This is a genomic window from Streptomyces prunicolor, assembly GCF_045162825.1.
GTDB classification, from domain to species: Bacteria; Actinomycetota; Actinomycetes; order Streptomycetales; family Streptomycetaceae; genus Streptomyces; species Streptomyces prunicolor.
Window position 1 is genome coordinate 5,431,923 of record NZ_CP108676.1, and the last position, 20,218, is coordinate 5,452,140.

Consider the following 20,218-nt stretch of genomic DNA (forward strand, 5'->3'; position numbering starts at 1 on the left):
ACGTCTCACCGGAAACAGGTGGACGCCGACAACGCACGTCAGACAGCCTGACCTGCGTGCCGACTCCTTCCCTCGCCGCTCTGCCCATCCGCCGGCTGACGCTCCGCGATCGCCTCGCCTGCGCCGACTTGTCCGAGGACCGGGGGTGGCCACGCGAGGAACACAAGTGGGGCCTCCTCCTGAGCGCCGGAAAGGGTTACGGCATCGATGCTCCCGACGGCGGTCTCCTCACGGCCTGCGTCATCACGGAGTACGGCCCGCAGGACCGCCCGGATCTCGTTGCGATCGGCATGGTCCTGGTCGCCGAGCGGTACGCCCGTCAGGGCGTCGGACGCCGGCTGATGCGCCACCTGGTCTCAGCGCTGGGCACCACACCGCTGACCCTGCACTCGACTCCGTACGGCCGCCCGCTCTACGAGGAACTCGGTTTCAAGGCGACCGGCCGGGCCGAGATGCTGCGCGGCCACTTCACACCTGCCGGACCTGAGTCCCGGATCGCCACCCGCGCGGCCACGGCCGAGGATCTCACCGGCATCCTGCGCCTGGACGAGGCGGTGTTCGGCACCGATCGCACGCCCCTCATCACGCGACTGCCCGCCTTCGCCGACCAGTTGAGGGTCGCGGAGGAGAACGGCCGGATCATCGGCTACGCGGCCGCCTGGCCCAACATGGACACCCAGGTCGTTGGCCCGCTGATCGCACAGGACTCGGAGACGGCCAAGGCCCTCCTCGCCTCACTCGCCGCCCGCACCGACCGTCCGCTGCGCACCGACATCGACGTACGCCACGAAGACCTGTTGGCCTGGCTGAAGGAACGTGGTCTGGCTTCCGTCGCGTTCAACACCGTCATGACGTACGGAATCGCGGAGTTGCCCGGCGACTGGACACGGCGGTTCGCTCCCCTGACGGTCGCGGCCGGCTGACACTCCCCGGACACGGAGAACGCCGGCTCCCGACCTCATCGGGAACCGGCGTCTCCCTCGCTTCCAGACGTCAGACGAGCGCCTCCACGGCGGCCTGGGCGAAGCCGTGGTCCTGCGTCGGCGCGCCGCCACCGACGCCGATCGCTCCGATCAGCCGACCGCCACGGTGCACCGGGATGCCACCCGCGATGAACAGCAACGGCCGGTCGAGCGCGGTGGGCAGGGTGTGGAAGAGGCCTCCGGGCTGGACGGCGTCGACGAGGTCGGCGGTGGGCGCGTTCAGCTGAAGGGCGGTGTACGCCTTGCGGGTGCTGGTCTCCCCGGAGATCAGTACAGCCTGGTCGTCCCGCCGGAAGGCGAGCAGATGACCGCCGGCGTCCAGCACGGTGATGCTCACCGTGACCCCGGCCGCCTCCGCGGCTCGGTGGGCCTCGGCGACGAGCGCTTCGGCGTCCTGGATGGTCAGCGGGGCTACGGCAGTGGTGGTGCTCATCAGGGTTTCTCCTTGCGGGTGTTGCTGTTTCTGGTGGTGGTCGGACAGCCGAGGTCGGCTGTCGGCCGGGTGGCCGGGGCCGGCGGGGATGCACGGGGACGGCCCTGGCCCCGCGTCTCCCCGCTCCGGCCCGGCGGGGTCAGTGGTGGACGGCGGTCCGCTGCTCGCTCGGCGTACCGGCCGCGACGACGGCGCCGCGGGCGCTGGTGCGGCGTTCCAGGGCGGCCGAGAGGATCGCGAGGAGCAGGGCGGCCGCGGCGAGGACGGCGCCGACCCAGTTGGGGGCGGTGTAGCCGAAGCCGGCCGCGATGACGATGCCGCCGAGCCAGGCGGACAGCGCGTTGCCGAGGTTGAAGGCGCCGATGTTCACGGCGGAGGCCAGCGTCGGGGCACCGTGTGCCTGGTCGAGGACCCGCTTCTGCAGCGGCGGCACGGTGGCGAAGCCCAGGGCGCCGATGAGGGCGATGGTGACGGCTGCCGCGATCTTGTTGTGCGCGGTGACCGTGAAGAGCGCGAGCACGACGGCCAGGGCGCCCAGCGAGACGTACAGCATGGGCATCAGGGCGCGGTCGGCGAACTTGCCGCCGACGAGGTTGCCGCCGACCATGCCGAGGCCGAAGAGGACGAGCAGCCAGGTGACGGAGCCGTCGGCGAAGCCGGTGACGTGGGTCATCATCGGCGCGATGTAGGTGATGGCCGCGAAGACGCCGCCGAAGCCGAGGACGGTCATCGCCATGGCGAGCAGGACCTGGGTGTTCTTGAAGGCGGCCAGTTCGTGCCGCAGCCGTACACCCTCGGGCTTGGGCAGGTCGGGTACGAGCTTGGCGATACCGGCCAGACCGATCACGCCGAGGCCCGCGACGATGGCGAAGGTGACACGCCAGCCAACGGACTGCCCGACGAGGGTGCCCAGCGGGACGCCGACGACATTGGCGACGGTGAGCCCGGTGAACATCATCGCGATGGCTCCGGCCTTCTTGTCCGGGGCGACCAGTTCGGCCGCGACGACCGAGCCGATGCCGAAGAAGGCGCCATGGGCGAGCGAGGCGACCACGCGGCCGATCAGCATCACCGAGAAGCTGGGGGCGACGGCGGAGAGCAGGTTGCCGAGGATGAACAGGCCCATCAGCAGCATCAGCATCCGCTTGCGGGGGACCTTGGTACCGAGCACGGTCATCAGCGGGGCGCCGATCACCACACCCAGCGCGTAGCCGGTGACCAGCAATCCCGCGGTGGGGATGGAGACCCCGAAGTCACCCGCGACCTGGGGCAGCAACCCCATGATCACGAACTCGGTCGTGCCGATTCCGAAGGCCCCGATCGCGAGGGCCAGAAGCGCGAGAGGCATGTGGAGGTACCCTTCCCAGAAGATTGCAGGAGCGCCTTACGTGCGTTAACAATAGTTGCAGACGCGGGCTATGCGCAAGCGCGGACTATTTCGCCTGTGCTCTATCCTGGGTTCAGCCGCTCCTGGACGGAGGAAACGCCAATGACAGCGACGGACCCCGCACTCACCGCCCTCGCCCAGGGCTGGTGCGCCCTCTCCTTGTTGCACGGGAGGATCGAGGCGCACATCGAGCGCGCTCTGCAGGCCAAGCACGACCTGAGCATGCGGGAGTACTCGCTGCTCGACGTGCTCAGCCGACAGCACGACGGTGACGGGGGCCATCTGCAGATGCGGCAGGTCGCCGACGCGGTCGTCCTCAGCCAGAGCGCCACCACCCGGCTGGTCACCCGACTGGAGGACCGCGGTCTGCTCTCCCGGTACCTGTGCCCGACCGACCGCCGGGGCATCTACACGAACGTCTCCGAGGCCGGCCTCACACTGCTCGAAGAGGCCCGCCCGACCAACGACACCGCCCTGCGCGAGGCACTCGACGCAGCGGCCACGAACCCCGAACTGGCGCCCCTGGTCCGGGTCGTGGAGTCGATGAACGTGCCCGCATAGCCCCCTCCCACACCGCATGCCCCTGCTTAAGGTGTGGTCATGGGAGATCTTGAAATACGAGCCGCGGTCACCGAGGACGTCCCCGCCATCGTCGGCATGCTCGCCGACGACCCCTTGGGCTCCCAACGCGAGTCACCGGACGACCTGACGCCCTACCTGGCCGCGTTGGACCGTCTGACCGCCGACCCGAACCAGCACCTCGTGGTCGCCGTGCGCGAGGGCCGCGTCGTCGGCACCCTCCAGCTCACGGTCGTTCCGGGGCTGTCGCGCAAGGGCGCCACCCGCTCGATCATCGAGGCCGTACGCATTCACGCGGACGAGCGGGGCAGCGGCCTGGGCACACAGCTCATCGAGTGGGCGATCGCCGAGTCCCGCCGCCAGGGCTGCCAACTCGTCCAGCTGACCTCTGACGCCACCCGCACCGATGCCCACCGGTTCTACGAGCGGCTCGGTTTCACCGCCTCACACGTGGGTTTCAAGCTCCCTCTCTGACCAGACCTCTCTCCTGAAGAAGAGTGCGAGGCGTCCTATCGGCAGCGGGAGGCGCCATGTTTCACGTGAAACACGACGCCTCCCCGACTACGGGAGCAGCTAGCGGATCCCCCGCCACCCCTCCGGGTCCACCCCACCCGGCACAGAACCGCTCTCGTCGTACGGCTGACGCGTGAAGACGAACGATCCGAGGTCCAGGTGGATCAGGGACCCGTCCGGGCGTCGTACGGGCCGCAGGAGCTCTCCGGCGTAGTACCCCTCCAGCCCGATCCAGGTGCCGTCACCGTTGCTCCGGAACCGCGAACGGCGGCCACCGTCGGCCAGCGGCTCCAGCGAGGCCCCGCCATCAGCCGTCAGTCGCAGGGCGAAGCCGTGCGTCCCCCAGTACCAGGGACCCGCCAACTCCAGTACTCCGGCGTCGACTTCAGACATCGGGCGCCATGGCTCCGGAATCCTCGGCTCGGCCTCGGCGACGATACGGACGAGATCGGCTGCCACCGACGCCAGCGGCGGACCGGAGGTGCAGTTGGCCAGTACCACCGCCGAGACGTCGTCCGTGAGGCTGATGGTGAGGCTCGCCAGGAAGCCGGGCAGCGATCCGCCGTGGCCGATGAGCAGTCGGCCGTCGCGGCGCTGCACCTGCAGGCCGAGGCCGTATGTGGAACCGTCCATGACGTCGGCGGCCTCCGCCGGTGCCGCGGGGGTCCGCATCTCCCGCACGGACTCCGCACTCAGCACGCGGTCGTCCCCGTGTGCCAGGAACACGGCGAACCGCGCCAAGTCGCCGGTGGTGGACCAGAGTTGACCGGCCGGTGCCATAAGGCCGAGGTCCTCGGAGGGTTCCGGCAACAGCGCGTCGGCCCACGGATGCACCGCCCAGCCACCCGCGTGCGGTGCCTGCGGCTGAGCACTCGTGCGGTCGAGGCCAAGAGGTTCGAGAACTTCCCGCCGGAGTACGTCCTCCCAAGAGGCACCCCGCAGTTCCTCGACGAGCGCGCCCAACACCGTGTAGCCGGGGTTCGAGTAGTGGAACCGGCGGCCGACCGGATGCAGCAGAGGCTGCTCACCCAGCACATCGCGAAGCTCCGGCCGTAGGGAACCCGGCGTCCGCTCCCACCACGGCGCGGGCGACTCGGCCGCCAACCCGCTTGTGTGCGCGAGGAGTTGGGCGATGGTGGCCTCCCCCGCGCCGGTGCCGGGCAGGTGCTTCTCCAGCGGGTCACCGAGGTCGAGGACGCCCTCGTCGCGCAGCCGCAGGATCAGGACGGCGGTGAAGGTCTTGGTGATCGAACCGATCCGGTACTGCACGTTCTCGTCCGGCCCGTGTCCGTCCACCGAGGTCCGCGCGCCGTGCCACACCGCCCGCCCGTCGCGCACCACCGTCGCGACCAGCGAAGGCGCCCGCCCCTCGGCCTGGGCCACAGCGATCCGATGCAACAGCGCCCTGCGCGTACCGGGAAGCAAGTCGTCCTGAGATGTCGTCATACCCCCAGTCCATCCGCCGGGGCAGCCGTACGTCGAGCACATTTCTCGGGACACGGCAGCGGGTCTGCCGCCTACAGGCGCCCGGTCAGGTCTGCGCCATGTCCACGAAGCGCGAGTAGTGGCCCTGGAAGGCCACGGTGATCGTCGCCGTCGGGCCGTTACGGTGCTTGCCCACGATGATGTCGGCCTCGCCCGCGCGCGGCGACTCCTTCTCGTACGCGTCCTCACGGTGCAGCAGGATGACCATGTCGGCGTCCTGCTCGATGGAGCCGGACTCACGCAGGTCGGACACCATCGGCTTCTTGTCCGTGCGCTGCTCGGGACCACGGTTCAGCTGCGAGAGCGCGATCACCGGGACCTCCAGCTCCTTCGCCAGGAGCTTGAGGTTTCGGGACATGTCCGAGACCTCCTGCTGACGGCTCTCCTGTCGCTTGGAGCCACCGGCCTGCATCAGCTGCAGATAGTCGATGATCACCAGCTTGATGTCGCTGCGCTGCTTGAGCCGACGGCACTTCGCGCGGATCTCCATCATCGACAGGTTCGGGGAGTCGTCGATGTAGAGCGGCGCGGACGACACCTCGGGCATCCGGCGTGCCAGCCGCGTCCAGTCCTCGTCGGTCATGGTGCCGGAGCGCATGTGGTGCAGGGCGACGCGGGCCTCGGCGGACAGCAGGCGCATCGCGATCTCGTTGCGCCCCATTTCGAGGGAGAAGATGACGCTCGGGAGGTTGTTCTTGATCGACGCCGCGCGGGCGAAGTCCAGCGCGAGTGTGGACTTGCCCATGGCGGGACGGGCCGCGATGACGATCATCTGGCCCGGGTGCAGACCGTTGGTGAGCGAGTCGAGGTCGGTGAACCCGGTGGGCACACCCGTCATCTCGCCGCTGCGTGAGCCGATCGCCTCGATCTCGTCGAGCGCGCCCTCCATGATGTCGCCGAGCGGAAGGTAGTCCTCGCTGGTCCGCTGCTCGGTGACCGCGTAGATCTCGGCCTGGGCCCGGTTGACGATCTCGTCGACATCGTCGTCGGCCGCGTATCCCATCTGGGTGATACGGGTGCCGGCCTCGACCAGGCGGCGCAGGACGGCCCGCTCGTGGACGATCTCCGCGTAGTACTCCGCGTTCGCCGCCGTCGGCACGGTCTGGACGAGCGTGTGCAGATACGATGCGCCGCCGACCTTGTTGATCTCACCGCGCTTGGTGAGTTCGGCGGCGATGGTGATCGGGTCGGCCGGCTCGCCCTTGGCGTAGACGTCGAGGATCGCCTGGTAGATCGTCTCGTGCGCGGGCTTGTAGAAGTCGTGGCCTTTGAGGACTTCGACGACGTCCGCGATGGCGTCCTTGGACAGAAGCATGCCGCCGAGCACGGACTGCTCGGCATCGAGGTCCTGCGGAGGCACTCGCTCGAAGGCCGAACCAGCGCCCTCCCACTCGCCGCCTTCGCGGCCGCGGTCATGCTGTTCGTCCCGGCCCCGGCCTCCCTCACCGCGCCGTCGGGAAGCAGGCAGACGATCACTGGGACCGCTCTCGGCCCACGGGTCGTCCAAGGGCTCGGAAATACTCACCGAGCCACCTCCTCCCGTCCGTCGAGCGGACCTCGCCGTGCCCCTTATTTCTACGGCACGGCACTGACAAATGAAGCGCCCAACTCCGGTACGGGCGCGTCGGTTTTGTGATGGTTCTCGGTCCGACGGACGGGGCGGGTACCGGTCCACCGTAGGCCTGTGGGCACCGTCAGCCAATCTGGTTATCCACAGGCCATGTGGACGACGGCCCTGATGCTGTGGAGAACCCGCCAAAACCTGTGCACGACCCGGTGGACAGCCCTGTGAACAAGACCTCGCCACTTCCGTCGTAACCAATCTGACCTGCACCTTTCCCATCCACCGGCTGTGCAGAAGAAAAACTTTCCACATCAGACCAAGATCGCTTCGAACAGTGCGCGAGAGGACACGAGGCGAGATCGGAGGTAAGGGTCACTCAGCAATTGCATCTCTTACCTGTGGACGATTAGATTAGTGCTCATGACACAGGCTCCCGCGGCCACCAGGGCCACCCGACGACAGCACGACCGAGAGATCGTCATGCTGGCCGTCCCGGCCTTCGGCGCACTCGTCGCCGAGCCCCTCTTCGTCATGGCCGACAGCGCGATCGTCGGCCATCTCGGCACCGCACAACTCGCCGGACTCGGAGTGGCATCCGCCCTCCTGATGACAGCCGTGAGCGTCTTCGTCTTCCTCGCTTACGCCACGACAGCGGCCGTCGCCCGACGCGTCGGCGCGGGTGACCTCCAGGCCGCCATCCGCCAGGGCATGGACGGCATCTGGCTCGCCCTCCTGATCGGCGCCACCGTCATCGCCGTCGTCCTCCCCTCGGCTCCCGCCCTCATCGGCCTCTTCGGCGCCTCGGACACCGCCGCCCCCTACGCGACGACCTACCTACGCATCTCCTCGATCGGCATCCCGGCCATGCTGATCGTCCTCGCCGCCACCGGAGTCCTACGGGGACTGCAGAACACCAAGACCCCGCTGTACGTAGCCGTCTCAGGCTTCATCGCCAACGGCGTCCTCAACGTAGGACTCGTCTACGGCGCCGACCTCGGCATCGCCGGCTCTGCCTGGGGCACCGTCATCGCCCAGTGGGGCATGGCTGCCGTCTATCTCATCGTGGTCGTCCGCGGAGCCCGCCGACACGGCGCCTCCCTCCGTCCCGACGCCGCAGGGATCAGAGCCTCGGCGCAGGCCGGTGTGCCTCTCCTCATCCGCACACTCTCCCTGCGGGCAGTCCTCCTGATCGCCACTGCCGTCGCGGCCCACCTCGGAGACGCCGACATCGCCGCCCACCAGATCATCCTGTCCCTGTGGTCCCTGCTGGCCATGGCGCTCGACGCCATCGCCATCGCGGGCCAGGCCATCATCGGTCGCTATCTCGGTGCGAACGATCCCCAGGGCGCCCGCGCCGCATGCCGTCGCATGGTGCAGTGGGGGATCGCCGTCGGAGTGGTCCTCGGTCTCCTGGTGATCCTGTCCCGCCCGCTTTTCCTCCCCCTGTTCACCAGCGACCCCACCGTCAAGGACACCGCCCTGCCCGCCCTGATCATGGTGGCGCTCTCCCAGCCGATCTGCGGTGTCGTCTTCGTCCTGGACGGGGTGCTGATGGGCGCGGGAGACGGGCCGTATCTCGCCGGGGCGATGGTGGTGACCCTGGCGGTCTTCGCTCCAGTGGCTCTGCTCGTACCGGTCCTCGGTGCCGGACTGACCGCGCTCTGGGGAGCGATGACCCTGATGATGGCGGTGCGCATGGTGACGCTCCTGCTGCGCACCCGCTCGGGTCGCTGGGTCGTCACGGGCGCGACCCGCTGACCGTTTCACGTGAAACACCGCGCACTGCCATGTTTCACGTGAAACATGCGGGCCGTAGCACCGTCTCGAACGCACTACCCGGTCCACGTCCCCTCGCGGACACAGCAGAGGGGCCGCACCCCAACGGGTGCGGCCCCTCTCTCAGCTGTGCCGAGTGCAGCGATCAGGCTGCGATGACCTCGATGTTGACCTTGGCGGCAACCTCGGGGTGCAGACGCACGGACGTCTCGTGGGCGCCCAGGGTCTTGATCGGGGACGTCAACTCGATACGACGCTTGTCGACCTCGGGGCCACCGGAAGCCTTGATCGCGGAAGCGATGTCGGCCGGGGTGACGGAACCGAAGAGACGACCGGCGTCGCCGGAGCGGACGGCCAGACGGACCTTGACGCCCTCGAGCTGGGCCTTCACGGAGTTGGCCTGCTCGATGGTCTGGATCTCGTGGATCTTGCGAGCACGACGGATCTGCTCGACGTCCTTCTCGCCACCCTTGGTCCAGCGGATAGCGAACTTCCGCGGGATCAGGTAGTTGCGAGCGTAACCGTCCTTGACGTCGACGACGTCGCCCGCGGCACCGAGGCCGGAGACCTCGTGGGTGAGGATGATCTTCATTAGTCGGTCACCCTTCCCTTATCGCGCGGTGGAGGTGTAGGGCAGCAGCGCCATCTCACGGCTGTTCTTCACAGCCGTGGCGACGTCACGCTGGTGCTGCGTGCAGTTGCCGGTCACGCGGCGGGCACGGATCTTGCCGCGGTCGGAAATGAACTTCCGCAGCATGTTCGTGTCCTTGTAGTCCACGTACTGGACCTTGTCCTTGCAGAATGCGCAGACCTTCTTCTTCGGCTTGCGCACAGGCGGCTTCGCCATGGTGTATCTCCTGTGTGATCAAGAAGTGTGGGTACGACCCACCCTCGGCCCAAAGGCCTAGAAGGGGGGTTCGTCCGAGTAGCCGCCGCCACCGCCGCCACCGCTGGCGCCGCCGGAGTTTCCACCCCAGCCGCCACCGCCGCCGCCCTGGTTTCCACCGGCAGGAGCGCCGGTGGCCCACGGGTCGTCGGCGGGAGCGCCGCCGGCCGGCTGACCGCCGCCGGAGTTTCCACCCCAGCCGCCGCCACCCTGGCCACCGCCACCGCCACCACCGAAACCGCCGCCCTGGCCACCGCGAGCGCCACCGGCGGTCTTGGTGACCTTGGCCGTGGCACTGCGCAGGCTGGCGCCGACTTCCTCGACGTCCAGTTCGTAGACCGTGCGCTTGACGCCCTCACGGTCCTCGTAGGACCGCTGCTTCAGCCGGCCCTGCACGATGACGCGCATGCCTCGCTGGAGCGATTCGGCGACGTTCTCCGCCGCCTGCCGCCAGACCGAGCAGGTGAGGAAGAGGCTTTCGCCGTCCTTCCACTCGTTGGTCTGGCGGTCGAAGGTGCGGGGGGTGGACGCGACACGGAACTTCGCGACCGCCGCACCGGACGGGGTGAAGCGCAGCTCGGGGTCGTCGACAAGATTGCCGACGACCGTGATGACGGTCTCGCCTGCCATGGGGGAACCTCTCGGCGGGTTTGCTGCTGGCTGCTTGGTGCTGCTACTCGAATCCCGAGATCGGCTGAGCTAGGTGCTCAGTGGGTCTCGGGGCGGAGGACCTTGGTCCGGAGGACCGACTCGTTCAGGTTCATCTGGCGGTCGAGCTCCTTGACGACCGCAGGCTCGGCCTGCAGGTCGATGACCGAGTAGATGCCCTCGGGCTTCTTCTTGATCTCGTACGAGAGACGACGACGGCCCCAGGTGTCGACCTTCTCGACCTTTCCGTTGCCCTCACGGACGACGGAGAGGAAGTTCTCGATCAGGGGGGAGACAGCGCGCTCCTCCAGATCGGGGTCGAGGATGACCATCACCTCGTAGTGACGCATGTGGAACCCACCTCCTTTGGACTCAGCGGCCACGGTCGATCCGTGGCAGGAGGGTTGTGATGCGTAAGCAACAGTGTGTGCCAGTAAAACAGCCACCACTGACATCGGGTGCCCCTCGTGGGGATTCCGGGTCGTGGCATGGGCAGACACCAGTGCAGAGGGTACAGACTACCCGCACACCTGCTTCCGGTTGAAATCCGGCGGCGGAGAGCGTCAATCTGTACACATCGGGTGCGTCCGGCGCGACGATGCGCCGCCTTCCGCAGGAGGTGCCACATGGCACAGGCATTGCGACCCAACACCGCCGGTTCTCTGTTCGCCACAGACGGCAAGCCCCATCCGCTCCAGGACACGCTGCTCGCGGTGACCCTGGTGCTCGGGCTGACCGCGTTCATCACGGGCTTCTTCCACAGCCTGCACCTGCTCAGCTCATGGGCCGGCCTGGTGGGGATCCTCACCGGCGCCTACGGGCAGTGGATCTCCGAGACGACGAGGGAGCGCTTCGGTCTGATCCTGGGTCTCGGTGCCGCGGGTGTCGGATTCTTCCTCGGCATGGCGCACGGCGGCCTGTTCGGCGGAGTCATCAACTGAGGCGACGGACTCCGTAGTCCTAACTCCGCGTAAAACAGCACGGAACGCCTTGGCGGCCCACAGGCCGAGGCGAAGGTTGCATACGCCCAGTCGGGGCGCTCGTAAGGCGCAGTAGGCTTCGGCGCGAGAGCCGGAGCCCCTGTACCCATGGGGACACCCCAGCCCGAGGAGCGCCCCGAATGAGCCTGACCCTGAGGACCATCAGCCGTGAGCAGCATCTGGCATTCATCCAGAGCCTGCCCTCGGCGAGCCACATGCAGGTCCCGGCATGGGCTGATGTGAAGGCGGAGTGGCGCTCCGAGAGCCTCGGCTGGTTCGACGAGAAGACCGGCGAGCTGGTCGGCGCGGGCCTGGTCCTCTACCGCCAACTCCCCAAGATCAAGCGCTACTTGGCCTATCTGCCCGAGGGCCCGGTCATCAACTGGTTCGCGCCGAATCTGGACGACTGGATCCAGCCGATGCTGGCCCACCTCAAGCACCAGGGCGCCTTCTCGGTGAAGATGGGCCCGCCGGTCATCATCCGGCGCTGGGAGGCCATCTCCATCAAGGCCGGCATCCAGAACCCGGACGTGAAGCGACTGCGGGACATCGAGGCCGACTTCATCGAACCGCGCGCCTTCGAGGTGGCCGACAAACTGCGCCGTATGGGCTGGCAGCAGGGTGAGGACGGCGGCGCCGGCTTCGGCGACGTCCAGCCGCGTTACGTCTACCAGGTGCCGCTGGCAAACCGCTCCCTCGAAGAGGTCCACAAGAACTTCAACCAGCTGTGGCGCCGCAACATCAAGAAGGCCGAAAAGGCTGGTGTCGAGGTCGTCCAGGGCGGCTACCACGACCTTGAGGAGTGGCAGCGGCTGTACGAGATCACGGCTTTGCGCGACCACTTCCGGCCCCGCCCGCTGTCGTACTTCCAGCGCATGTGGACGGCCCTCAACACCGAGGACCCCAACCGGATGCGGCTGTACTTCGCCCGGCACGACGGGGTGAACCTGTCGGCGGCGACGATGCTCGTGGTCGGCGGACACGTCTGGTACTCCTACGGCGCCTCCGACAACATCGGGCGCGAGGTCCGGCCCTCGAACGCGATGCAGTGGCGGATGCTGCGCGACGCCTACGCGCTCGGCGCCACCGTCTACGACCTGCGCGGCATCTCCGACTCGCTGGACGAGACCGACCACCTCTTCGGGCTGATCCAGTTCAAGGTGGGCACCGGCGGGCAGGCCGCCGAATACCTCGGCGAGTGGGACTTCCCGCTCAACAAGCTGCTCCACAAGGCGCTCGACATCTACATGTCGCGCCGCTGACCTCACGTACTTCGCTTCGATAGCGTCGACAGCTTCCATACTTCTGATACACCGCAGCCACCCGAAAGGTTCCAGGTCCGGCCATGGCGCTCACGCTCTCCGTCGACACCGCGCGCTGGCGGGCGCATCACAAGCACGTCGCCGAGCAGTTCCCCGGGCTCGTCCCGGTCTGCAAGGGCAACGGCTACGGCTTCGGGCACGAGCGGCTGGCGGAGGAGGCGACGCGTCTCGGCGCGGACGTCCTCGCCGTCGGCACGACGTACGAGGCCGCCCGGATCAAGGACTGGTTCGGCGGTGACCTGCTGGTGCTGACGCCGTACCGCCGCGGCGAGGAGCCCGTTCCGCTGCCGGACCGGGTGATCCGCTCGGTGTCGTCCATCGACGGTGTGTACGGCCTGGTGGGCGCCCGCGTGGTCATCGAGGTGATGTCCTCGATGAAGCGTCACGGCGTCAGCGAGCAGGAACTGCCGCAGCTGCACTCGGCCATAGAGAACGTCCGTCTGGAGGGCTTCGCCATCCACCTCCCGCTGGACCGCACCGACGGCTCGGACGCCGTCGAGGAGGTCATCGGCTGGATGGACCGCCTGCGTGCCGCCCGGCTGCCGTTGCACACGATGTTCGTCAGCCACCTCAAGGCCGAGGAACTCGCCCGGCTGCAGCGGCAGTTCCCGCAGACCCGCTTCCGGGCCCGTATCGGCACCCGGCTGTGGCTGGGGGACCACGAGGCCACCGAGTACCGCGGAGCGGTCCTGGACGTCACCCGGGTCTCCAAGGGCGACCGTTTCGGCTACCGGCAGCAGAAGGCGGCCTCGGACGGCTATCTGGTGGTCGTTGCGGGCGGTACGTCGCACGGGGTGGGCCTGGAGGCCCCCAAGGCGCTGCACGGCGTCATGCCGCGCGCCAAGGGCGTCGCCCGCGCCGGCCTGGCCACGGTCAACCGGAACCTTTCGCCGTTCGTCTGGGACGGCAAGCAGCGCTGGTTCGCCGAGCCGCCGCACATGCAGGTCTCGATCCTGTTCGTACCGGCGGAAGCGGCCGAGCCGAAGGTCGGCGAGGAGCTGGTGGCCCATCTGCGGCACACCACCACGCAGTTCGACCGGATCGTGGATCGCTGAACCTCTCGACCACGATCGCTGAGCCCCTCCACAACAGCGAAAAGGCCGTACCCAGGACCTCCCAGGTACGGCCTTTTCGCGTGGTCTCGCCGTCTTTCGTGGGCTCTCCGCACACCCTGTTCGCTCAGAGCGAACGGTTCGCCGGACCCTCGCTGCCCCACTCCACCTGCGGCCCGTCGAAGGGGGCCGCGTGCCGCCCAGGACGGGCCGCCGCGCCGAACACGAACACGTCCTCCGCCCTGTCGAGCACCCCGCCCGAAGGGTCGTCGTCGCCCGCCATGCGCACCACGTCCCGCTCCGGCATGAGGATGTCGCGCACGATCACGGCGCACAGGTAGAGCGTGCCCAGCAGGTGCAGGCCGATGGCCAATTGGTAGCCCTCGGTCGGCAGGCCTTTGTGGGCGTCGCCGCTGGTCGTGTACGCGAGGTACATCCAGATCCCCAGGAAGTACGCCACCTCGCACGCCTGCCAGATCAGGAAGTCCCGCCACTTGGGCCGGGCCAGTACCGCCAGCGGGACCAGCCACAGCACGTACTGCGGCGAGTAGACCTTGTTGGTCACGATGAAGGCCGCGACGATCAGGAAGGCCAGCTGGGCGAAGCGCGGCCGGCGCGGAGCGGTCATCGTGAGCGCCGCGATGCCTGCGCAGCAGAGCAGCACCAGCAGGGTGGCGAACGTGTTGACGGTGTCGGTACTCAGCGGGTCGGTGGACTTCTGAGCCAGGATCAGCCAGAACGACCCGAAGTCGACGCCCCGTTCCTGGCTGAACGTGTAGAACTTCGACCAGCCGTCGAAGGCGAAGAGCATCACCGGCAGGTTCACCGCCAGCCAGGCGACGACAGTTCCTCCGAACGCCTTCCCGAAGTCCCGCCACTTGCCCGCGCGCCAGCACAGCAGGAACAGCGGGCCGAGCAGGAAGACGGGATACAGCTTGGCGGCCGTGGCAAGGCCCAACAGGACGCCGAACGCGAGGGAACGGCCCCGGGACCACATCAGCATCGCCGCGGCCGTCAGAGCGACCGCCAGCAGGTCCCAGTTGATGGTGGCGGTCAGCGCGAAGGCGGGCGCCAGGGCGACCAGCAGTCCGTCCCAAGGGCGACGGGCGTGCGTGCGGCTGACGCATACGACGATGACGGCCGCGCACACCATCAGCATCCCGGCATTGACCATCCAGTACCACTGTTCCTGGTGCTGGATGCTGCCGCTGCCCGGGGTGAGCCAGGCGGCCACCTCCATGAACACACCGGTCAGCACCGGGTATTCGAGGTACTGCATGTCGCCGGGCAGCTTGTCGAAGTACGGCACGAGACCGTCGGCGAAACCGCGCCCCTGATAGAGGTGCGGGATGTCCGAGTAGCACGCGTGCGTGTACTGCGCGCTGGCCCCGAAGAACCACCCGCTGTTGTAGCAGGGCGCCTTCTGGACCAGGCCGAGGGCGAAGACGCCGATCGCCACCAGCGCGATGACCCGTACGGGAGTCCACCAGGACGTCCCCAGGAGCGCGCGCCGGCCGATGGGGCCACCGATCAGTTCGCTACCGGCGGCGGCGACCTGGTCATCCTTGGTCGGCCGTACCGGATCCGGCTCGTGCACGCTCGTGGGCGTCAGTTCTGCACTGGGCATGGGGCACATCCTGCCGTACGGACCTAGGAGTACGCCGGGGGCCGCCGCACCTCGTGGATGCGGCGGCCCCCGTTTCACGTGAAACATCCCGTGAAGTGTGTTTCACGTGAAACACACTTCACGAGCGATATGACAGCTAACCGGTTGAGCCTCCGAAGATGCCCCCATTGTCACTGCCTCTACTGGTGCCACTGGATTCCGTGGCAGTGGCCGTGTCCGTCGGCGTGGACGACGAACCTCCGTCGGTGCCACCGTCGTCGCTGCACTGCCAGCTGAACTGGCAGGACTCAGTGGCCGAAGGTGTCGAACTCGGCGTCTCGCTCGGAGTCTCGCTCGGAGTCTCGCTGGGCGTCTCGCTCGGCGTGATGACGGGCGTCGGAGTGGGAGTCGGAGCGCCGTCCTCGTTCGACACCTTGTCGATCTTGGTGGCGTCCGGGAAACCGGGGTCGGACTTCCCCTTCAGCGCGGCCTCCATGTACTCGGTCCACACCGCTGTCGGGATGTCACCACCGTGGATGGACGCCACGCCTGCCGTGCCGTTCATGGAGAGCAGTTGGGCGTCCTGGGGGTTCTCCCTGAACATCGCGATCGACGTCGAGAGCTGCTGGGTGTAGCCGACGAACCAGGCCGACTTGTTGCTGTCGGTGGTACCGGTCTTGCCGGCCGCGTCACGGCCCAGAGCCTTCGCGTTCTCGGCCGTACCGTTCTGGATGACGTTCTCCAGGGTGTTCGTGACGTTGTTCGCCACGTTCTCCGGCATCGCCACCTTCACGGTCGGCTTGGCGAAGCCGGCCACCGGCTGTCCGCCCTCCTTCACGGCCGTCACCGAGTACGGGTCCGCCTGTTTGCCGGACGCGGCGAACGTCGCGTACGCGTCTGCCATCCGGATCGCGCTGGGGGTCGAGGTACCGATGGCGAAGGACGCGTTCAGCGTGGCGAAACTGTCGTCCAGTATCCCGGACGCCTTGGCAACGTCCCGCACCTTCGAGTTCCCCACATCCATGCCCAGCTGCACGAACGGCGTGTTGATGGACTGCTCCATCGCCTTGCGCAGCGAGATGTAACCCCAGGCGTGGTCACTCTCGTTGTTCTGGTAGAAGATCGAGTTGTCCTTGTTCAGGACATACGTGCCGTCCTGGTTTCTGACCTTGAGATGGTCGTCGCCGTTGTACTTACTGAGCGGCGAAATACCGACGCCGTCGGTCTTGTACGTGCCGTACTCCATGGCGGCGGCGAGCACGAACGGCTTCCAGGTCGAACCCACGGGGACGCCCGAGGTATCGGCGTTGTTGGTGAAGTGGCCGTTCTCGTAGCCATCACCGCCGTACAGGGCGACGATCGCTCCGTCCTTGGGCACCACCGACGCCGCGCCGAACTGGACGTACTTGTCCAGGTTGCGCTTCTTGGGATCGATGCGCTCCTTCTGGATCTTCTTCACGGCCGCACTCAGTTCGTTGACCTTGTCCTTCTGGAAGGTCGTGTAGATCTGGTAGCCGCCCTGGTCGAACTCGGTCTGCGAGATGTTCGAGTGGTTCAGGACGTACTTCTTGGCCGTGTCCACCAGGTAGCTGATCTGGCCCGTCATGCCCTTGGTCGCCTTCAGGCCCTGGGGCATGGGGTACTTCTTGATGGCCGTCTGGTACTCGGCGTCCGTGATGCGCTTGTCGTCGTGCATCTGCTCGAGAATCCAGGCCCAACGAGCCTCGGAGCGCTTGCGGTTGGCCGCGGAAGTCGCCGCGGGGTCGATGTTCGTGGCGCCGATCGGGTCGTAGTACGTCGGGCCCTTCAACAGGGCCGCCAGGAAGGCGCATTGGCTGGGCGTCAGCTTGACCGCGTCCACGCCGTAGTACGTCTGCGCGGCGGCCTGGATGCCGTAGGCACCGCGGCCGTAGTACGAGGTGTTCAGGTAGCCCTGCAGCACCTGCTCCTTGCTGAGCGAGGTCCCCACCTTGATGGAGATGAACATCTCCTTGAACTTACGGGTGACCGTCTGTTCCTGGCTCAGGTAGGTGTTCTTGACGAACTGCTGGGTGATCGTCGAACCACCCTGCGTCTCACCACCCCGGGCCATGTTGGCCAGGGCCCGGGCGATGCCCATGGGGTCGACGCCCGAGTCCGAGTAGAAGCTCTTGTTCTCGGCCGAGATCACCGACCACTGCATGGCCTTGGGAATCTGGTCGATGGTGATGTTCTGACGGTTCGCCCCGGTGCCCGTGGCGACCATCTGATCGCCGTTGGACCAGTAGTAGACGTTGTTCTGCGACTTCGCCGCGGTGTTCTCGCTGGGGATGCCGACCATGGCGTAGCCGACACCGACCGCGGCCACGAGGCTGCCGAAGAAGAACAGACACAGGCCGGAGACAAGCTTCCAGGAGGGCATCCAGCGGCGCCATCCGTACTTGTCGAAGCGCGGATAGTCGATGAACCGCTTCTTGCCGGGCGCGGGAGCGCGACCTCTGCCCCGGCCGGGCCCGTTCGGGCCGCCGGGACCTTGACCGGCGGGCTCTCTACGACGGCCGCCGCCTCTCTGCGCAGCCCGACGGGCTTCGGCGCGACTGCCGAACTGGCGCTCTTCACCCCCCGGCTCGGCGGGGTTCGACCCATAGGAGTCGGAGGGAGACCCGGTGGTGGCGCCTCGCGGTGCCGCGCGGCGGCCGGAGGTCGGTCCGGACTGGCCGCGTCGGGCCGCGGCACGTCCGCCTCCCTGCGGCTGCGGCGGTTTGCGACGGTGCTCGCTCATCGAACGATTACTCCTCGGGCAGGCGCACCCGTGCGCGCCTGGAAACGGCGGCTGGTTTCCGGTCCCCCCGAAGTACGGATGTGGTCGGTTCTGCATTCATCCGTACCGCACCAGGGACGGCGACGCCCCCACGCGTCACTTGGTTCCCGGTGGTGTGCATGCCGGACAGACTACGCACCGTCAAAACCTGCTTAGCCCCGAAGTTCACCCCAAATCAGGCAACTTGATTCCAACGAATCAGTGATGTGACGCCGCTCACCATCCCCCCACTTGTCGCATCCGGAAGGCCGTTCTATCGTCTGGATATATCGAGTCGATACATCAGCTCGGAATAAAGACCGTCACGGCGGGACCACGGACAGGGAGGAGGCGACCATGAGCCGACGCTCCGGCATCCTCGAGTTCGCCATCCTCGGCCTGCTCCGCGAATCCCCCATGCACGGTTATGAGCTGCGCAAACGACTCAACACGTCACTGGGTGTGTTCCGTGCGTTCAGCTACGGGACGCTCTACCCCTGCCTCAAGACGCTGGTCGCCAACGGCTGGTTGATCGAGGAAACGGGGAACACCCCCGAGGACGCCCTTACCGCCACCCTCGCGGGACGTCGCGCCAAGATCGTCTACCGGTTGACGGCGGAAGGTAAGGAGCACTTCGAGGAACTGCTCTCACAGACGGGGCCCGACGCATACGAGGACGAACATTTCGCCGCTCGTTTCGCCTTCTTCGGGCAGACATCACGTGACGTACGCATGCGCGTACTCGAAGGTCGCCGCAGCCGGCTGGAGGAGCGTCTCGACAAGATGCGTACCTCCCTGGCGCGGACCCGGGAGCGCCTCGACGACTACACGCTTGAGCTCCAGCGCCACGGAATGGAGTCCGTGGAGCGCGAAGTGCGCTGGCTGAACGAGCTCATCGAGAGCGAGCGGGCCGGACGGGACCTCAAGGGTCCCGCTTCGGATCGCTCCGCTCAGCAGGACAGCACATCTGGGGAGTCGGGCGGCCTGCCCCGGCTCGGGGGCGCCACCCCCGGGCCGGATCCGTCCGACGAAACCACCACATGAGGTCCAGTCAGGGCCTCACCTCGCACACACAGGGAGCAACCGGAATGGGTTCGGTTCGCGTAGCCATCGTCGGCGTGGGCAACTGCGCCGCCTCACTGGTACAGGGCGTCGAGTACTACAAGGACGCCGACCCGGCGGCCAAGGTGCCCGGCCTGATGCACGTCCAGTTCGGCGAGTACCACGTCGGTGACGTCGAGTTCGTCGCCGCGTTCGACGTCGACGCGAAGAAGGTCGGCCTCGACCTCTCTGACGCCATCGGTGCCAGTGAGAACAACACCATCAAGATCTGCGACGTCCCGAACAAGGGCGTCACGGTCCAGCGCGGTCACACCCTCGACGGCCTGGGCAAGTACTACCGCATGACGATCGAGGAGTCCGACGAGACCCCGGTCGACGTGGTCCAGATCCTCAAGGACAAGCAGGTCGACGTCCTGATCTGCTACCTGCCCGTCGGTTCCGAGGACGCGGCGAAGTTCTACGCCCAGTGCGCCATCGACGCCAAGGTCGCCTTCGTCAACGCCCTCCCGGTCTTCATCGCCGGCACCAAGGAGTGGGCGGACAAGTTCACCGAGGCCGGCGTCCCGATCGTCGGCGACGACATCAAGTCGCAGGTCGGCGCCACCATCACGCACCGCGTCATGGCGAAGCTGTTCGAGGACCGCGGTGTCCGTCTCGAGCGCACGATGCAGCTCAACGTCGGCGGCAACATGGACTTCAAGAACATGCTGGAGCGCGACCGCCTCGAGTCCAAGAAGATCTCGAAGACGCAGGCCGTCACCTCGCAGATCCCGGACCGCGACCTGGGCGAGAAGAACGTCCACATCGGCCCGTCGGACTACGTCCAGTGGCTGGACGACCGCAAGTGGGCCTACGTCCGCCTCGAAGGCCGTGCCTTCGGTGACGTCCCGCTGAACCTGGAGTACAAGCTGGAGGTCTGGGACTCCCCGAACTCCGCGGGTGTCATCATCGACGCCCTGCGCGCCGCGAAGATCGCCAAGGACCGCGGCATCGGCGGCCCGATCCTCTCCGCGTCGAGCTACTTCATGAAGTCCCCGCCGGTCCAGTACTTCGACGACGAGGCGTACGCGAACGTCGAGAAGTTCATCAAGGGCGAGGTCGAGCGCTAGGACCCGCCGGTTCGCTCGTCGAGGGTCCCCGGAGCATCCGCCCGGGGACCCTCC

At 67.4% G+C, this 20,218-nt stretch carries 19 protein-coding genes; 9 read left to right on the forward strand and 10 right to left on the reverse strand.

All coding sequences use genetic code 11. The annotated features are described in order from the left end of the window. The first annotated feature begins 56 nt into the window (after nt 1-56). A complete protein-coding gene (locus OG588_RS24910) occupies nt 57-923 on the forward strand; it encodes a GNAT family N-acetyltransferase (RefSeq protein ID WP_405949230.1) in 867 nt (288 codons plus the stop codon). Nucleotides 924-993: 70 nt separating this feature from the next. On the opposite strand, the gene OG588_RS24915 is transcribed toward OG588_RS24910, so the two are convergent. Continuing rightward, on the reverse strand, nt 994-1,416 hold the full coding sequence (locus tag OG588_RS24915; protein ID WP_405949231.1) for a heme-binding protein: 423 nt from the start codon (nt 1,414-1,416) through the stop codon (nt 994-996). A gap of 139 nt (nt 1,417-1,555) precedes the next feature. Next, complete coding sequence (locus OG588_RS24920) at nt 1,556-2,764, reverse strand: MFS transporter (RefSeq protein WP_405949232.1); 1,209 nt, start codon at nt 2,762-2,764, stop codon at nt 1,556-1,558. 141 nt (nt 2,765-2,905) lie between these two features. Between OG588_RS24920 and OG588_RS24925 the strand changes: the two genes are divergently transcribed. Together OG588_RS24925 and OG588_RS24930 are read left to right on the forward strand one after the other, a co-directional pair. Beyond that, nucleotides 2,906-3,364 (forward strand): MarR family winged helix-turn-helix transcriptional regulator, encoded by a 459-nt coding sequence (locus tag OG588_RS24925; protein ID WP_405949233.1) that lies wholly within the window; start codon nt 2,906-2,908, stop codon nt 3,362-3,364. 39 nt (nt 3,365-3,403) lie between these two features. After that, entirely contained in the window at nt 3,404-3,856 is a 453-nt protein-coding gene (locus tag OG588_RS24930; protein WP_317770431.1) for a GNAT family N-acetyltransferase, read from the forward strand. Between the two features lie 99 nt (nt 3,857-3,955). Here the strand turns inward: OG588_RS24930 and OG588_RS24935 are convergent, their stop codons facing one another. Both OG588_RS24935 and dnaB read right to left on the reverse strand, forming a co-directional pair. Beyond that, entirely contained in the window at nt 3,956-5,341 is a 1,386-nt protein-coding gene (locus tag OG588_RS24935) for a serine hydrolase domain-containing protein (RefSeq protein ID WP_405949234.1), read from the reverse strand. A gap of 85 nt (nt 5,342-5,426) precedes the next feature. Then, the gene (gene dnaB, locus OG588_RS24940; protein ID WP_363094731.1) at nt 5,427-6,905 is read right to left on the reverse strand and encodes a replicative DNA helicase; all 1,479 of its coding nucleotides are present in this window, start codon (nt 6,903-6,905) and stop codon (nt 5,427-5,429) included. A 459-nt stretch (nt 6,906-7,364) separates the two neighbouring features. On the opposite strand from dnaB, the gene OG588_RS24945 reads away from it, so the two are divergent. Beyond that, nucleotides 7,365-8,702 (forward strand): MATE family efflux transporter, encoded by a 1,338-nt coding sequence (locus OG588_RS24945; protein WP_405949235.1) that lies wholly within the window; start codon nt 7,365-7,367, stop codon nt 8,700-8,702. Between the two features lie 163 nt (nt 8,703-8,865). Here the strand turns inward: OG588_RS24945 and rplI are convergent, their stop codons facing one another. From rplI to rpsF, 4 genes are all read right to left on the reverse strand, one after another. Further along, the gene (gene rplI / locus OG588_RS24950) at nt 8,866-9,312 is read right to left on the reverse strand and encodes a 50S ribosomal protein L9 (protein WP_019055128.1); all 447 of its coding nucleotides are present in this window, start codon (nt 9,310-9,312) and stop codon (nt 8,866-8,868) included. An 18-nt stretch (nt 9,313-9,330) separates the two neighbouring features. Further along, entirely contained in the window at nt 9,331-9,567 is a 237-nt protein-coding gene (gene rpsR, locus OG588_RS24955; protein ID WP_006381652.1) for a 30S ribosomal protein S18, read from the reverse strand. Between the two features lie 57 nt (nt 9,568-9,624). Beyond that, entirely contained in the window at nt 9,625-10,236 is a 612-nt protein-coding gene (locus tag OG588_RS24960; RefSeq protein WP_405949236.1) for a single-stranded DNA-binding protein, read from the reverse strand. A gap of 77 nt (nt 10,237-10,313) precedes the next feature. After that, entirely contained in the window at nt 10,314-10,604 is a 291-nt protein-coding gene (rpsF, locus tag OG588_RS24965) for a 30S ribosomal protein S6 (protein WP_006604399.1), read from the reverse strand. A 276-nt stretch (nt 10,605-10,880) separates the two neighbouring features. Here rpsF and OG588_RS24970 point away from each other — a divergent pair, with 276 nt between their 5' ends. The 3 genes from OG588_RS24970 (at nt 10,881) to OG588_RS24980 (ending at nt 13,611) form a co-directional block, all read left to right on the forward strand. Then, on the forward strand, nt 10,881-11,195 hold the full coding sequence (locus OG588_RS24970; protein WP_019055130.1) for a hypothetical protein: 315 nt from the start codon (nt 10,881-10,883) through the stop codon (nt 11,193-11,195). 179 nt (nt 11,196-11,374) lie between these two features. Then, nucleotides 11,375-12,496 (forward strand): peptidoglycan bridge formation glycyltransferase FemX, encoded by a 1,122-nt coding sequence (gene femX / locus OG588_RS24975; RefSeq protein WP_405949237.1) that lies wholly within the window; start codon nt 11,375-11,377, stop codon nt 12,494-12,496. A gap of 83 nt (nt 12,497-12,579) precedes the next feature. Then, nucleotides 12,580-13,611 (forward strand): alanine racemase, encoded by a 1,032-nt coding sequence (locus OG588_RS24980; RefSeq protein WP_405949238.1) that lies wholly within the window; start codon nt 12,580-12,582, stop codon nt 13,609-13,611. Between the two features lie 124 nt (nt 13,612-13,735). Here OG588_RS24980 and OG588_RS24985 read toward each other — a convergent pair whose 3' ends face one another. Then, nucleotides 13,736-15,235 carry a glycosyltransferase family 87 protein gene (locus OG588_RS24985; RefSeq protein ID WP_405949239.1) on the reverse strand — a complete coding sequence of 500 codons (1,500 nt, stop codon included), beginning with the start codon at nt 15,233-15,235 and terminating at the stop codon, nt 13,736-13,738. A gap of 136 nt (nt 15,236-15,371) precedes the next feature. Further along, complete coding sequence (locus tag OG588_RS24990; RefSeq protein ID WP_405953204.1) at nt 15,372-17,615, reverse strand: transglycosylase domain-containing protein; 2,244 nt, start codon at nt 17,613-17,615, stop codon at nt 15,372-15,374. Nucleotides 17,616-18,350: 735 nt separating this feature from the next. On the opposite strand from OG588_RS24990, the gene OG588_RS24995 reads away from it, so the two are divergent. Both OG588_RS24995 and OG588_RS25000 read left to right on the forward strand, forming a co-directional pair. Then, nucleotides 18,351-19,037, forward strand: coding sequence for a PadR family transcriptional regulator (locus tag OG588_RS24995; protein WP_019055135.1), 687 nt, complete (start codon nt 18,351-18,353; stop codon nt 19,035-19,037). 44 nt (nt 19,038-19,081) lie between these two features. Next, nucleotides 19,082-20,164 carry an inositol-3-phosphate synthase gene (locus OG588_RS25000; protein ID WP_019055136.1) on the forward strand — a complete coding sequence of 361 codons (1,083 nt, stop codon included), beginning with the start codon at nt 19,082-19,084 and terminating at the stop codon, nt 20,162-20,164. Nucleotides 20,165-20,218: the final 54 nt, after the last annotated feature.